This is a genomic window from Streptomyces sp. NPDC100445, assembly GCF_044759735.1.
Lineage (GTDB): Bacteria > Actinomycetota > Actinomycetes > Streptomycetales > Streptomycetaceae > Streptomyces.
Genome location: NZ_JBIVZV010000008.1, coordinates 106,267 through 120,126 on the forward strand (window position 1 = coordinate 106,267; position 13,860 = coordinate 120,126).

Genomic DNA, 13,860 nt, shown 5'->3' on the forward strand with positions numbered 1-13,860 from the left:
CGGCCCACCGCCCGCAGCCGGGGTCCGTCCCTGTTCCCCCGTCGTGGACGGGCCCCGGCCCGTTCGCCTCCGCCGTTCCCGCACCCGGCGAAGATCCTGGTCCTCCCCGGCTGTCACGCCCGGTTACTATGCAGCCCGGAGGTGGCCGTGGGATGCAGGGCGGACAGGCGACGGGGTCTGCGGGCGTGTTGAGGACGGTCACCGCGACCCGCTACGTCGAACCCCTCCGCTCCGGTGGCTCCGTGCCCGGTGTGGTGGAGGCCGACGACCTGGGCACGTACGTCGTGAAGTTCACCGGTGCGGCGCAGGGGCACAAGGCGCTGGTCGCCGAGATCATCGTCGGGGAGCTCGCCCGCGCGCTCGGTCTGCGCTTCCCCGAGCTGGTCCTCGTCCGCTTCGACCCCGCGATCGCCGCCGCCGAACCGCACCAGGAGGTGCGCGAGCTGCACAGTGCCAGCGCGGGCGTCAACCTCGGCATGGACTACCTGCCGGGCGCCCGGGACCTCACGCCGGAGATCGCGCGGGTCTTCCCGGTGGATCCGCTGGAGGCCGGCCGGATCGTGTGGCTGGACGCGCTGACCGCCAACGTCGACCGCACGGTGCACAGTTCCAACCTGCTGGTGTGGCCCACACGCGGCACCGTGCCGCCGCGGCTGTGGCTCATCGACCACGGAGCGGCCCTCGTCTTCCACCACCGCTGGGACACCACCGCCCCGGGCCGGGCGTACGACTTCCGGCACCACGCCCTCGGCCAGTACGGCCCCGACGTGCGCGCCGCCGACGCGGAACTGGCGCCCCGCGTCACCGAGGAGCTGCTGCGCCGGATCGTCGCCGAGGTGCCGGACGCGTGGCTGGCCGAGGACGCCGGATTCGCCACCGCCGACGACGTCCGGGACGCCTACGTCGGCCATCTCCTGGCCCGCGCGCGGCTCTCCGCCGAGTGGCTGCCCACCGACTTCCCGAGCCGGGCCGAACTCGCGGCCGAGGAGGCCGCCCGCGTCGCGAGGACGCAGGCGGGTCGCCCCGACTGGCTGAAGTGGGTCCCCGACCTGCACGGCGGGCCGGGGACCTGACAGAACCGGGCGGAGTGCCGCCGGTGCGGGGTGGGCCGTACCGGCTACCGCAGCCGCTCGTACGCCGGCAGGGTGAGGAAGTCGGCGTAGTCCTCGTCCAGGGCCACCTGGAGCAGCAGGTCGTGCGCCTCCTGCCAGTGCCCGGCCGCGAACGCCTCCGCGCCCAGCTCGGCGCGGATCGCGTCGAGTTCGTCGGCGGCCACCTTGCGGGCCAGCTCCGGCGTGGCCTTCTCGCCGTTCTCGAACTCGACGCCCGCGTTGATCCACTGCCAGATCTGGGAGCGGGAGATCTCGGCGGTGGCCGCGTCCTCCATGAGGTTGAAGATGGCGACCGCGCCGAGACCGCGCAGCCAGGCCTCGATGTACCGGATGCCGACCTGGACGGCGTTGACCAGGCCCGCGTACGTCGGCCTGGCGTCCAGCGAGTCGACGGCGATGAGGTCGGCGGCCTCGACGTGGACGTCCTCGCGCAGCCGGTCCTTCTGGTTCGGGCGGTCGCCGAGGACCCGGTCGAAGGACTCCATGGCGATGGGCACCAGGTCGGGGTGGGCGACCCAGGAACCGTCGAAACCGTCGTTCGCCTCACGGTCCTTGTCGGCACGCACCTTCTCGAAGGCCACCTTGTTGACCTCGGCGTCCCGGCGGGACGGGATGAAGGCCGCCATGCCGCCGATGGCGTGCGCGCCGCGCTTGTGGCAGGTGCGGACCAGGAGTTCGGTGTACGCACGCATGAACGGGGCTGTCATCGTGACCGCGTTGCGGTCCGGGAGGACGAACTTCGCCCCGCCGTCACGGAAGTTCTTCACGATGGAGAACAGGTAGTCCCAGCGGCCGGCGTTCAACCCCGAGGCGTGGTCGCGCAGTTCGTAGAGGATCTCCTCCATCTCGTACGCGGCCGTGATGGTCTCGATCAGCACGGTGGCGCGGACGGTGCCCTGCGGGACGCCGGTGTGGTCCTGGGCGAAGACGAACACGTCGTTCCAGAGGCGGGCCTCCAGGTGCGACTCCGTCTTCGGCAGGTAGAAGTACGGGCCCTTGCCGAGGTCGAGCAGGCGCTGGGCGTTGTGGAAGAAGTACAGCCCGAAGTCGACGAGGGCGCCCGGCACGGAGCGGCCGTCGGCGTCGACGAGGTGCCGCTCGTCCAGGTGCCAGCCGCGCGGGCGCATCACCACGGTCGCCAGCTCCGCGGGCGGGCGCAGGGCGTAGGACTTGCCGGTGCGCTCGTCGGTGAAGTCGATCTTCCCTGTGTAGGCGTCGCTCAGGTTGAGCTGGCCGAGGACCACGTTCTCCCAGGTCGGCGCGGAGGCGTCCTCGAAGTCGGCGAGCCAGACCTTCGCGCCCGAGTTGAGCGCGTTGATGGTCATCTTGCGGTCGGTGGGCCCGGTGATCTCGACGCGCCGGTCGTTCAGCGCGGCCGGGGCCGGGGCGACCTTCCAGGAGTCGTCCGCGCGGATGGCGGCCGTCCCGGGCAGGAAGTCGAGCGTGGAGGTGCGGGCGATCTCGGCGCGGCGCTCGGCCCGGCGGGCCAGGAGTTCGTCACGGCGCGGGGTGAACCGCCGGTGCAGCTCCGCCACGAAGGCGAGCGCCGCGTCCGTGAGGACCTCTTCCTGCCGGGGCAGGGGCTCGGCGTCGACGATGGCCAGCGAGGACGGCGCTGGTGCGGACATGAGCTGTCACTTCCTTCAGCGGTGGCACCTCGTGCCAAGGGGCACGAACAGGACAGTGAGCGCCCACTGTGCGGTCGGACGCTTCTGATCAGTGGATACTAGTTTCCTCATCGTGGAACTTCAATGGTTTGTTGATGTCGAGATTCTCCGGGTCGAGCGAAGGTGGCGCTCGGTGCCATCCCGTTCACTCCAGGTGGCTCAGGTCGGCCTCGGTGTCGATGTCGTACGGCTCGGCCACGTCCGCGCACTCCACCAGCCGTATCCGGTCCTCGTGCGCCCTCAGGTACGCCCGTGCCCCGCGGTCCCCGGTGGCCGTCCCGGCGATGTCCGCCCAGTGGGCCGCACCGAACAGCACGGGATGCCCGCGCACCCCGTCATAACAGGCCGCGGCCAGCGAGCCGTCGTCCTCGTAGGCGCCCAGCACCCGCGCCACCGCGGCGGGGCCGATACCGGGCTGGTCCACCAGGCCCACCAGCGCCGCGCGCGCCCCCGTACCGGCCAGCGAGGCCAGGCCCGCGCGCAGGGACGATCCCATGCCCTCGGCCCAGTCCGGGTTGTCCACCAGTACGCAGCCGTCGAGTGCGGCACGTCGCCGCACCTCGTCCGCGCGCGCCCCCAGCACGACGTGGACGCGTCGGCAGCCGGCCGCGCGCAGCACCCCGGCCGCGTGCTCGACCAGGGGCCGCCCCCGGTGCGTCAGCAGTGCCTTGGGCCGTCCGCCGAGCCGTCTGCCCCCGCCGGCGGCGAGCAGCAGCCCCGCGACGTCCGTCCGCGGATCGTGGTTGTCCGTCATGGGTCCTGCATACCCGACGGCGGCGGAACCGGACGGCTTTTGCGGCGCGGATTCCGTAGGGCTGAATTTCGGTCCGCGCTGTGGCGCTCCCGTACGGGGTGGCGTTTACTGGCCCGCGCATGACGGCGTGGCAGGGGGAGGGCTGTGTTGCGGAGCTTGGGGCAGCGGCCGGTGACCGGCAGCGACGAGGATACGAGAGTGGCGGGACTGCGCACCGCGGTCTCCCGGCTGCGCCGCGAACTCGCCGCGCATCCGGCGGATTTCCCCGACCGGGCGATAGCCGAGGACGAGCTGGCGGCGCTGGCGGCGATGGCCTGCGGCGGCTCGCCGGAGATCCCGCGCCTGCGCGGCTCCCTGTTACAGGTCGCCGCGGCGATCGGCTCGGTCAGCGCCCTCGCCCGGGGGCTCGGGGAGGTCCGGGACGCGGTGGATCTGTTCGGCGGTCCGCCGGGGCCGTGAGTGCCCGGGGGCGCCGGGGAGGTGGGCGGTGTGACGTCCGGGTCGCGGTTCGGTCGTCACGCCCCGTCCCGCCAGGCTTCCGAACTCGCCAGTGTCTGGGGTAGCTGGACGGCGACCTGCTGGAGCACCGGCGCGATGCCCGGGGTCTGGGGGAGGTCCGGGACGCGGTGGATCTGTTCGGCGGTCCGCCGGGGAGGTGGGCGGGGTGACGTCCGGGTCGCGGTTCGGTCGTCACGCCTCCTCCCGCTAGGCGCCCGAACTCGCCAGTACCTGGGACAGTTCGACGGCGACCTGCTGGAGCACCGGCACGATCTTGTCCGTCGCCGCCTCGGTGACCCGGCCCGCCGGACCGGAGATCGAGATCGCCGCGGCCGTCGGGGACTCCGGCACGGACACCGCCAGGCACCGCACCCCGACCTCCTGCTCGCTGTCGTCGACGGCGTACCCCGCCCGCCGTACGTCCTCCAGCGCGGCGAGGAAACCCTCCGGCGTGGTGATGGTCCGGTCGGTGGCCGCCGGCATGCCCGTCCGCGCCAGCAGCGCCCGCACCTCGTCGTCGGGCACGCCGGCCAGCAGAGCCTTGCCCACCCCGGTGGAGTGGGGAAGCACCCGCCGGCCCACCTCGGTGAACATGCGCATCGAGTGCTTCGACGGCACCTGGGCGACGTACACGATCTCGTCGCCGTCGAGCAGGGCCATGTTCGCGGTCTCGCCGGTCTCCTCGACCAGCCGGGCCAGGTACGGCCGCGCCCAGGTGCCCAGCAGGCGGGACGCCGACTCGCCGAGCCGGATCAGCCGGGGACCCAGCGCGTAACGCCGGTTGGCCTGCTGCCGTACGTAACCGCAGGCGACCAGCGTGCGCATCAGCCGGTGGATCGTCGGCAGGGGCAGTCCGCTGGCCGCGGACAGCTCGCTCAGGCCGACCTCGCCGCCCGCGTCCGCCATCCGCTCGAGCAGGTCGAAGGCACGCTCCAGGGACTGCACACCGCCGGCGGCGGGAGGCTTGGCGGAGTCGGTGGTGCTGGCGCTGGACGTCGGCACGGCGCGTTCCTTTCGGGACTGACGGGAGGGCAGAAGCCTACCCGGCGGCCGGTTGACTGCCCGCTTGTGCGTAGCTACGTTCTGCTTGCTGGAATTCTAATTCCGCTTTGTGGAAACGTCTAGAGCGAGCGGTGGCCGCCCGCTGTCCAGAAGTGTGCCTCTTGACGGCGGGGAAGTGGGAGTGAAGACTCCTTCAACAGAACGTTGAAGCCCGTTGTGCGGGCATACATCCCGGTTTCCCGGCTGTTGCAACGGCGGGTACAGAGAGGGGTTCGGGTGTCCGAGGCTGAACTGGTGCTGCGCTCGACGCGCGTCATCACCCCGGAGGGGACGCGGGCCGCAACGGTCACCGTGTCCGCCGGCACGATCACGGCCGTCCTGCCGTACGACGCGACCGTCCAGGCCACGGCCCGGCTGGCGGACCTGGGCGACGACGTCCTGCTGCCCGGGCTGGTCGACACCCACGTGCACGTCAACGACCCGGGCCGCACCGAGTGGGAGGGCTTCTGGACGGCCACCCGCGCGGCGGCGGCCGGCGGCATCGCCACGCTGATCGACATGCCGCTCAACTCCCTCCCCCCGACCACCACCGTCGAGCACCTGCGCGTCAAGCGGGCCGTGGCCCGGGACAAGGCCCACATCGACGTCGGCTTCTGGGGCGGCGCCCTGCCCGACAACGTCAAGGACCTCCGTCCGCTGCACGACGCCGGCGTCTTCGGCTTCAAGGCGTTCCTCTCCCCGTCGGGCGTCGAGGAGTTCCCGCACCTCGACCAGGAGCAACTCGCCCGGTCGCTCGCCGAGATCGCCGGCTTCGACGGGCTGCTCATCGTGCACGCCGAGGACCCGCACCACCTGGCCGCCGCCCCGCAGCACGGCGGCCCCCGCTACGCCGACTTCCTCGCCTCCCGCCCGCGCGACGCCGAGGACACGGCCATCGCCGCCCTGATGGGCCAGGCCCGCCGGCTCGACGCACGGGTGCACGTCCTGCACCTGTCCTCGGGTGACGCGCTGCCGCTGATCCGCGCCGCCCGCGCCGAGGGCGTCCGCGTCACCGTGGAGACCTGCCCGCACTACCTCACCCTCACCGCCGAGGAAGTCCCCGACGGTGCCAGCGAGTTCAAGTGCTGCCCGCCCATCCGCGAGGCCGCCAACCAGGACCTGCTGTGGGCGGCGCTGGCCGACGGCACCATCGACTGCGTGGTCACCGACCACTCGCCGTCCACCGCCGACCTGAAGACCGCCGACTTCGCCACCGCCTGGGGCGGCATCTCCGGCCTCCAGCTCAGCCTGCCCGCCGTGTGGACGGAGGCCCGACGGCGCGGCCACACCCTGGAGGACGTCGTCCGCTGGATGTCCACGCGGACCGCCGCCCTGGCCGGCCTGGAGGCCCGCAAGGGCGCCATCGCCCCCGGCCACGACGCCGACTTCGCCGTCCTCGCCCCCGACGAGACCTTCACCGTCGACCCGGCCGGCCTCCAGCACCGCAACCGGGTCACCGCCTACGCCGGCCGGACCCTGTACGGCGTCGTCCGGTCCACCTGGCTGCGCGGTGAACGCATCGTCGCCGACGGCGAGTTCACCGAACCGAAGGGCACCCTGCTCACCCGCCCCGAGTGAGCCGGCCCGTGAGCCACCCCCCGCTCCCGCACCTCACCGACCCCGGAAGGAACCCCTGATCACCGTGACGGCGTCGCACCACTCCTCCCTGCCCCGCTTCACCGGCGACGCGAACCCCTACGGAGGCGGCGACCCGTACGCGGACTACCGCAGCGCCGACCTCCCCTTCACCCACCTCGCCGACCTCGCCGACCGCCGGCTCGGCGCCGGTGTCATCGCGGCCAACGACGAGTTCTTCGCCGAGCGGGAGAACCTGCTGGTGCCCGAGCGGGCCGAGTTCGACCCCGAGCACTTCGGCCACAAGGGCAAGATCATGGACGGCTGGGAGACCCGCCGCCGGCGCGGTGCCTCCTCCGGGCACCCCTGGCCGACCGAGGAGGACCACGACTGGGCGCTGGTCCGCCTCGGCGCGCCCGGCGTGATCCGCGGCATCGTCGTCGACACGGCGCACTTCCGCGGCAACTACCCCCAGGCCGTCTCCGTGGAGGCCACCTCCGTACCCGGCGCGCCGTCACCGCGGGAGCTGCTCGGCGACGACGTGAAGTGGACGACCCTCGTCCCGCGCACCCCGGTCGGCGGCCACGCGGCGAACGGCTTCGAGGTCACCGCCGAGCAGCGCTTCACGCACCTGCGGGTCAACCAGCACCCCGACGGCGGCATCGCCCGCCTCCGCGTGTACGGCGAGGTCGTCCCGGACCCGCGGTGGCTCGCGGCCCTCAACACCTTCGACGTGGTCGCCCTGGAGAACGGCGGCCGGGTCGAGGACGCCTCCGACCGCTTCTACTCCCCGGCCACCAACACCATCCAGCCGGGCCGCTCCCGCAAGATGGACGACGGCTGGGAGACCCGCCGCCGCCGCGACCGGGGCAACGACTGGATCAGCTACCGGCTCGCCGCGCAGTCCCTCGTCCGGGCGGTCGAGGTCGACACCGCCTGCCTGAAGGGCAACAGCGCCGGCTGGGCGTCGGTGTCCGTGCGGGACGGCGAGGACGGCGACTGGACCGAGATCCTCCCGCGCACCCGCCTCCAGCCCGACACCGTTCACCGCTTCGTCCTGCCCGAGCCGGTGGCCGGCACGCACGCGCGGATCGACATCTTCCCCGACGGCGGCATCTCCCGCCTGCGCCTGTTCGGCTCCCTCACCGAGCAGGGCGCGAGCGGCCTCGCCGCCCGCCACCAGGAGCTGGGCGGCTGACCTCGCGCGCGGGCGCGACGCGCCCGCGCGTCACCCGCGCGGGCGTTGCTCGCGCCCGCCGGAACTCTTCCGTCCCCCTCCCGCGTTCTGTGCGTGTGACCCTTCAGCAAGAGATCGTCGGCAACGCCATGCAGATGGCGGTCGTCAACCTGCACCCCGGCCAGACCGTGTACTGCGAGGCCGGCAAGTTCCTGTTCAAGACGACGAACGTGGCCATGGAGACGCGGCTGTCCGGGCCCCCGGACGGCAACGGACAGCAGCAGAACGGTCCGGGCGGCGGCATGGGCGGCCTGCTGCGCCAGGCCATGGGCACCGCCATGCAGGTGGGCCAGCGCATGATCGCGGGCGAGTCGCTCGCCTTCCAGTACTTCACCGCCCAGGGCGGGGAGGGGACGGTCGGTTTCGCGGGCGTGCTCCCGGGTGAGATGCGCGCGTTGGAGCTGGACGGCTCGCGCGCGTGGTTCGCCGAGAAGGACGCCTTCGTGGCCGCCGAGTCCACCGTCCGGTTCGGCATCGCCTTCGCCGGCGGGCGGACCGGCATGAGCGGCGGCGAGGGCTTCGTCCTGGAGAAGTTCACCGGGCACGGCACGGTGATCATCGCCGGCGCGGGCAACTTCATCGACCTCGATCCGGCCGACTTCGGCGGCCGTATCGAGGTCGACACCGGCTGTGTGGTGGCCTTCGAGGAGGGCATCCAGTACGGCGTCCAGCGCGTCGGCGGCCTCAACCGGCAGGGCATCATGAACGCCGTGTTCGGCGGCGAGGGCCTGTCCCTGGCCACCCTGGAGGGCAGCGGCCGGGTGATCCTCCAGTCGCTCACCATCGAGAGCCTCGCCAACGCCCTGAAGAAGGCCCAGGGCGGCGACAAGCAGGGCCCGACCGGCGGCATGTTCTCCACCCACACGGGGTGACCCGTACGGGGTGAGCCGACACGCGCGGGGTCCGGGGCAGGCGGAACGGACCCCGCGCCGGCCGTGCGCGGTCCTGGCGGGACCCGGCCGGGTTAACTTCCCGCGAACGCGCGTGACGCGAAGGGAAAATCTTCAACTTTGGCGTTGACATGTCAATCTCTACGCGCGTCATCATGAAGCCATGACTCTCCCCCCACGCGTGACGCGCACCGGCGTCGCGGCCGCGCTCCTGTCCGCACTCCTCCTGGGCGGTACCGTCACCGCCGGCACGGCCGACGCCGCGGCGGCGTCCACCGGCAGCGTCTGCTACGGCGACCTGCCGTCCCAGGCCCACACCACCCTGCGCCTGATCGACCAGGGCGGCCCCTTCCCGTACTCCCAGGACGGGACCGTCTTCCAGAACCGGGAGGGCGTCCTGCCCTCGCGGACGAGCGGCTACTACCACGAGTACACGGTGACGACCCCCGGCTCCTCCACCCGCGGCGCCCGGCGCGTGATCACCGGGAAGGCCTATGAGGAGGACTACTACACCGCCGACCACTACGCCACGTTCGACCTGATCGACTTCGGCTGCTGAGACCGTTCCGCCCGGCGGTCCGGCCCCGCACCCCAGCGGTGGGCCGGCCGGGGGTCCGGCCCCGCGCTCAGCCGGACCCCCGGTTCTCCGCGACGGCGAACAGCGCGAACGCCAGCGCCAGGAGCGCGACGCTCGCGCCGACACCGTGGCCGTCGAGGATGCCGAGACGCCCCACGAGGCCGACGTCCCAGTCGGTGAACACGTGCAGCAGGCCGAGCGCCCCCTGCACCAGGGCGACGGATCCGAGGACTTCCAGCAGTGCCTTCACGGTACGAGCCTCGCCCCGCCGCCGTTCCCCGCACCATCGGCCGTGAGGCGGACCCCGTACCGCCGGGAGGCGCTCCCCGGCCGGCGCCCGCCGCCGAAAGTCGACGGCGCCGCGACTTAGGTCGGTGATCCGGGCGCGCGGCGGCGGTCGTGCGGGGTCCGTGCGTAGATTGACGGACCGTGAGCACTGACGAACCGGCTTCGGCACCGCGGGAGTTCGCCGACCGCCGATGGCTGTTCCCCTCGGCGCTGATCCATGAACCGGACCCGGACGACGGCGCGTCCGGCCGGCCGGCGCGCCGGACGGCACGCGACTGGGCCGTCGACCTCGCCTGCTTCGTGCTGGCCGTCGTCATCGGTCTGACGGCCGTCCGGTCCCTGGCCCACGAACCGGGCCTGCCGCACTCCCTCGCCGTGCTCGACCAGGTTCTCGGCGCCCTCGCCTGCGCCGCCCTCTGGCTGCGCCGCCGCCGGCCGGTCGCGCTGGCCGCCGCCATGATCCCGATCGGCCTGCTGTCCAACACCTCGGGCGGCGCGGCCATGGTCGCCCTGTTCACCCTCGCCGTGCACCGGCCCCTGCGGTACGTCGCCTGGATCGGCGGTGTCGTCCTCGCGCTCGGCCCCCTCTTCTTCTGGCTGCGTCCCGACCCCGACCTGCCCTACGCCGCCGTCGTCGCGTTCACCTCCCTGCTCACCGTCACCGTCATCGGCTGGGGCATGTTCGTGCGTGCCAAGCGGATGCTGGTGCTGACCCTGCGGGAGCGGGCCCGCCGGGCGGAGACGGAGGCGGGGCTGCGGGCCGAGCGGGCCCAGCGGCTGGCCCGGGAGGCCATCGCCCGCGAGATGCACGACGTGCTGGCCCACCGGCTCACCCTGCTCAGCGTCCACGCGGGGGCCCTGGAGTTCCGGCCCGACGCCTCCCGTGCGGAGATCGCGCGCGCCGCCGGCGTGATCCGGGAGAGCGCGCACGAGGCCCTCCAGGACCTGCGGGAGATCATCGGCGTCCTGCGCACCGGTGACGAGGAACCGTCCGGCGGGCGGCCCCAGCCGACGCTGGCCGCGCTGGACGCCCTCGTCGCCGAGTGCCGGGAGGCCGGGATGGGGATCGTGCTCGACCACCGTGTCGCCGACCCGGCCGCCGTCCCCGCCTCCGTCGGCCGGACCGCCTACCGCATCGCCCAGGAGACCCTCACCAACGCCCGCAAGCACGCCCCCGGCGCCGAGGTCACGGTCCGCCTCACGGGCGCCCCCGGCGACGGCCTGACCGTCACCGTCAGCCACCCCGCCCCGCCCGGCCCGGTCCCGCCCGTCCCCGGCTCCGGCCAGGGCCTGATCGGCCTCACGGAACGTGCCACGCTCGCGGGCGGGCACCTGGAGCACGGCCCGGCGTCCGACGGCGGCTTCGAGGTGCGGGGGTGGCTGCCGTGGGCCCGGGCGTGACGGGCGCGGCCGGGCGGTTCCGGTCCGTCGCCCGCGTTCCCCGGCCCCACCCGGCCGTGGTTTCGTGACCCCATGACCGCGACCCCGATCAGACTCCTCCTCGTGGACGACGACCCCCTCGTGCGGGCCGGACTGGCCCTGATGATCGGCGGGGCCGAGGACATCGACATCGTCGGGGAGGCCGCGGACGGCGCGGAGGCCGAGCGACTCGTCGGCGACACCGCGCCGGACGTCGTCCTCATGGACCTGCGCATGCCGTCGGTGGACGGGCTCACCGCCACCCGGCGGCTGCGCGCGCGTCCCGGCGCGCCCCACGTCGTGGTGCTCACCACGTTCCACGCCGACGAGCAGGTGCTGCACGCCCTGCGCGCCGGCGCCGCCGGTTTCGTGCTGAAGGACACCCCGCCCGCCGAGATCGTCGACGCCGTGCGCCGGGTCGCGGCCGGCGATCCCGTGCTGTCGCCCGCCGTCACCCGCCAGTTGATGCGGCACGCGGCCGGCAGCGCCGCCGACGTGCGACGTGCCCGCGCGCGGGAGCGGCTCGCCGTCCTGGGCGGCCGTGAACGCGAGGTCGCCGTCGCCGTGGGCCGCGGCTTCGCCAACGCCCGTATCGCCACCGAGCTGTTCATGAGCGTGGCCACCGTGAAGACCCACGTCTCGCGCATCCTCGCCCGGCTCGGCCTCGATAACCGCGTGCAGATCGCCCTGCTCGCCCACGACGCGGGCTGGCTGGAGGACGACGACGAGTCGTAGGCCCTCGCGTGCGCATCACGCCGGGCACGCGGGCCCTCGCCCCGCTCCCCGGTCGGCCCGGAAGGCAGGCCCTGGCGCCGATCAGCCGTGCGGGTGCGGTGCCCCGTCCGGGATCTCCGTCAGCGCCACCGGCCGCCGCTCCCGGCGGGAGAGTTCGCAGGCCTCCGCGACGCGCAGCGCCCCCAGCGCCTCCCGGCCGTCGCACGGGTTGGGCCGCTCGCCCCGCACCACCTCCACGAAGGCGTGGAGCTCGGCCTCGTACGCGGGCCCGAACCGGTCCAGGAACCCCGACCACGGCTTGTCGGCGGGCGGCGGGCCGGTCGGCTCGGTGGAGGCGAGGGGCGTACGGTCGTCCAGCCCCACGACCACGGTGTCCCGTTCCCCGGCCAGCTCCATCCGCACGTCGTACCCGGCGCCGTTCACCCGTGTCGCCGTCGCCGTGGCCAGGGTGCCGTCGTCCAGGGTGAGCAGCGCCGCCCCGGTGCGGACGTCACCGGCGTCGCGGAACATCCCGGGGCCGCCGTCGCAGCCGGTGGCGTACACGTCGAGGACCTCGCGGCCCGTGACCCAGCGCAGCACGTCGAAGTCGTGGATCAGCGTGTCCCGGAACAGCCCGCCGGACCCGGCCAGCCAGTCGGCCGGCGGCGGGGACTGGTCGCAGGTCATGGCCCGTACGGTGTGCAGCCGGCCGAGCCGGCCCGCGCGCACGGCCTCCCGGGCGCCGGCGTAGCCCGCGTCGAAGCGGCGCTGGAAGCCCATGTGCAGCACCGTCCCGGCCGACTCCACCTCGGCGAGGGCGGCCAGTGTGCCCGGCAGGTCCAGGGCGACGGGCTTCTCGCAGAAGACCGGCAGCCCGGACCGGGCGGCCCGGCCGATCAGTTCGGCGTGGGCCGGTGTCGCGGCGGTGATCACCACCGCGTCCACGCCCCACCGGAAGATCTCGTCCACGCCCGGTGCCGCCGTCTCGCCCAGCCGGTGCGCCAGCTCCTGCGCCCGCGCCGGGTCCGCGTCCGTCAGGATCAGTGAGCCGACCTCGCGGTGACGGCTGAGCGTCCTCGCGTGAAGGGTGCCGATGCGGCCCGTACCGATGACCCCGATGCGCATGGGAACAAAGTGAACGGCGACCCCGCCCCCTGTCAATGGCTATGTCCTGACAATCGGACTACACGACTTCCCGTCAACCAGGCACCGGACTACGCTCGGGCCCGTGCCGAAACCAGAAGTGGACCCGACCGTGCCGCTCGATCTCCGTGTGGACCGGAGCTCCCCGGTGCCGTTGTACTTCCAGCTCGCCCAGCAGCTGGAGGCCGCCATCGAGCACGGTCGGCTCACCCCCGGCAGCCTGCTGGGCAACGAGATCGAGCTGGCCGCGCGGCTCGGTCTGTCCCGGCCCACGGTCCGCCAGGCCATCCAGTCCCTGGTCGACAAGGGCCTCCTCGTGCGGCGCCGCGGGGTGGGTACGCAGGTGGTGCACAGCCAGGTCAAGCGCCCGCTGGAACTGAGCAGCCTCTACGACGACCTGGCGGCGGCCGGCCAGCGACCCGCGACGAAGGTGCTGGTCAACACGGTCGTGCCGGCCTCCGCGGAGGTCGCCGCCGCGCTCGGGGTGACCGAGGGCGGCGACGTCCACCGCGTCGAACGGCTCCGGCTCGCGCACGGCGAACCGATGGCGTACCTGATCAACCACCTGCCGCCCGGCCTGCTCGACCTGGAGACCGGCCGGCTGGAGGCCACCGGGCTGTACCGGCTGATGCGGACCGCCGGGATCACCCTGCACAGCGCGCGCCAGTCCATCGGCGCCCGCGGTGCCACGGCCGCCGAGGCCGAGCGGCTCACCGAGGCCGAGGGCGCCCCGCTGCTCACCATGCGGCGCACCACCTTCGACGACACCGGCCGCGCGGTGGAGCTCGGCGACCACACCTACCGCCCGACCCGCTACTCCTTCGAGTTCCAGCTGCTCGTACGGTCCTGACCGGCCCCTGCCCGGTCCTCGGCACGGCCCCCGCCGGCCCGCGCTTTCGTCGCGATGTCCGGACAATGCGGCCCGCGCACGTCCCCAGCCGTACG

The 13,860-nt window shown here is 73.5% G+C and carries 14 protein-coding genes; 9 read left to right on the plus strand and 5 right to left on the minus strand.

What is annotated here, in order from left to right:
- Positions 1–185: 185 nt before the first annotated feature.
- A complete protein-coding gene (locus ACIQVT_RS20130) occupies positions 186–1,073 on the plus strand; it encodes a HipA family kinase (protein ID WP_403755858.1) in 888 nt (295 codons plus the stop codon).
- A 44-nt stretch (positions 1,074–1,117) separates the two neighbouring features.
- Here the strand turns inward: ACIQVT_RS20130 and aceB are convergent, their stop codons facing one another.
- Both aceB and ACIQVT_RS20140 read right to left on the minus strand, forming a co-directional pair.
- Positions 1,118–2,740: a malate synthase A gene (aceB, locus tag ACIQVT_RS20135; RefSeq protein ID WP_403755171.1), complete on the minus strand. Its 1,623-nt coding sequence runs from the start codon at positions 2,738–2,740 to the stop codon at positions 1,118–1,120.
- A 184-nt stretch (positions 2,741–2,924) separates the two neighbouring features.
- The gene (locus tag ACIQVT_RS20140; protein WP_403755174.1) at positions 2,925–3,533 is read right to left on the minus strand and encodes an NTP transferase domain-containing protein; all 609 of its coding nucleotides are present in this window, start codon (positions 3,531–3,533) and stop codon (positions 2,925–2,927) included.
- A 144-nt stretch (positions 3,534–3,677) separates the two neighbouring features.
- Here ACIQVT_RS20140 and ACIQVT_RS20145 point away from each other — a divergent pair, with 144 nt between their 5' ends.
- Positions 3,678–3,992 (plus strand): DUF5955 family protein, encoded by a 315-nt coding sequence (locus ACIQVT_RS20145; RefSeq protein ID WP_403755177.1) that lies wholly within the window; start codon positions 3,678–3,680, stop codon positions 3,990–3,992.
- 246 nt (positions 3,993–4,238) lie between these two features.
- Here ACIQVT_RS20145 and ACIQVT_RS20150 read toward each other — a convergent pair whose 3' ends face one another.
- Positions 4,239–5,033 carry an IclR family transcriptional regulator gene (locus ACIQVT_RS20150; protein WP_403755180.1) on the minus strand — a complete coding sequence of 265 codons (795 nt, stop codon included), beginning with the start codon at positions 5,031–5,033 and terminating at the stop codon, positions 4,239–4,241.
- 276 nt (positions 5,034–5,309) lie between these two features.
- Between ACIQVT_RS20150 and allB the strand changes: the two genes are divergently transcribed.
- The 4 genes from allB to ACIQVT_RS20170 all read left to right on the plus strand — a co-directional run bounded on the left by allB (position 5,310) and on the right by ACIQVT_RS20170 (position 9,333).
- Entirely contained in the window at positions 5,310–6,650 is a 1,341-nt protein-coding gene (gene allB, locus ACIQVT_RS20155; protein ID WP_403755183.1) for an allantoinase AllB, read from the plus strand.
- Positions 6,651–6,714: 64 nt separating this feature from the next.
- The gene (gene alc / locus ACIQVT_RS20160; RefSeq protein ID WP_403755186.1) at positions 6,715–7,845 is read left to right on the plus strand and encodes an allantoicase; all 1,131 of its coding nucleotides are present in this window, start codon (positions 6,715–6,717) and stop codon (positions 7,843–7,845) included.
- Positions 7,846–7,940: 95 nt separating this feature from the next.
- A complete protein-coding gene (locus ACIQVT_RS20165; RefSeq protein WP_403755189.1) occupies positions 7,941–8,756 on the plus strand; it encodes an AIM24 family protein in 816 nt (271 codons plus the stop codon).
- A gap of 181 nt (positions 8,757–8,937) precedes the next feature.
- Complete coding sequence (locus ACIQVT_RS20170) at positions 8,938–9,333, plus strand: ribonuclease domain-containing protein (RefSeq protein WP_403755192.1); 396 nt, start codon at positions 8,938–8,940, stop codon at positions 9,331–9,333.
- A gap of 67 nt (positions 9,334–9,400) precedes the next feature.
- Here the strand turns inward: ACIQVT_RS20170 and ACIQVT_RS20175 are convergent, their stop codons facing one another.
- Positions 9,401–9,601 (minus strand): hypothetical protein, encoded by a 201-nt coding sequence (locus ACIQVT_RS20175; RefSeq protein ID WP_403755195.1) that lies wholly within the window; start codon positions 9,599–9,601, stop codon positions 9,401–9,403.
- 179 nt (positions 9,602–9,780) lie between these two features.
- Between ACIQVT_RS20175 and ACIQVT_RS20180 the strand changes: the two genes are divergently transcribed.
- Together ACIQVT_RS20180 and ACIQVT_RS20185 are read left to right on the plus strand one after the other, a co-directional pair.
- On the plus strand, positions 9,781–11,040 hold the full coding sequence (locus ACIQVT_RS20180; protein WP_403755198.1) for a sensor histidine kinase: 1,260 nt from the start codon (positions 9,781–9,783) through the stop codon (positions 11,038–11,040).
- A gap of 72 nt (positions 11,041–11,112) precedes the next feature.
- Complete coding sequence (locus tag ACIQVT_RS20185; RefSeq protein ID WP_403755201.1) at positions 11,113–11,793, plus strand: response regulator; 681 nt, start codon at positions 11,113–11,115, stop codon at positions 11,791–11,793.
- A gap of 81 nt (positions 11,794–11,874) precedes the next feature.
- Here the strand turns inward: ACIQVT_RS20185 and ACIQVT_RS20190 are convergent, their stop codons facing one another.
- Positions 11,875–12,897 (minus strand): Gfo/Idh/MocA family oxidoreductase, encoded by a 1,023-nt coding sequence (locus tag ACIQVT_RS20190; protein ID WP_403755204.1) that lies wholly within the window; start codon positions 12,895–12,897, stop codon positions 11,875–11,877.
- A gap of 130 nt (positions 12,898–13,027) precedes the next feature.
- Here ACIQVT_RS20190 and ACIQVT_RS20195 point away from each other — a divergent pair, with 130 nt between their 5' ends.
- Complete coding sequence (locus tag ACIQVT_RS20195) at positions 13,028–13,765, plus strand: GntR family transcriptional regulator (RefSeq protein WP_403755862.1); 738 nt, start codon at positions 13,028–13,030, stop codon at positions 13,763–13,765.
- Positions 13,766–13,860: the final 95 nt, after the last annotated feature.

What these genes read in the sequence shown, in the direction of transcription:
- ACIQVT_RS20170 (WP_403755192.1), top strand. Translation starts at nt 8,938, where the DNA reads ATGACTCTCCCCCCACGCGTGACGCGCACCGGCGTCGCGGCCGCGCTC.
- aceB (WP_403755171.1), bottom strand. Translation starts at nt 2,740, where the DNA reads ATGTCCGCACCAGCGCCGTCCTCGCTGGCCATCGTCGACGCCGAGCCC.
- ACIQVT_RS20140 (WP_403755174.1), bottom strand. Translation starts at nt 3,533, where the DNA reads ATGACGGACAACCACGATCCGCGGACGGACGTCGCGGGGCTGCTGCTC.
- ACIQVT_RS20190 (WP_403755204.1), bottom strand. Translation starts at nt 12,897, where the DNA reads ATGCGCATCGGGGTCATCGGTACGGGCCGCATCGGCACCCTTCACGCG.
- ACIQVT_RS20185 (WP_403755201.1), top strand. Translation starts at nt 11,113, where the DNA reads ATGACCGCGACCCCGATCAGACTCCTCCTCGTGGACGACGACCCCCTC.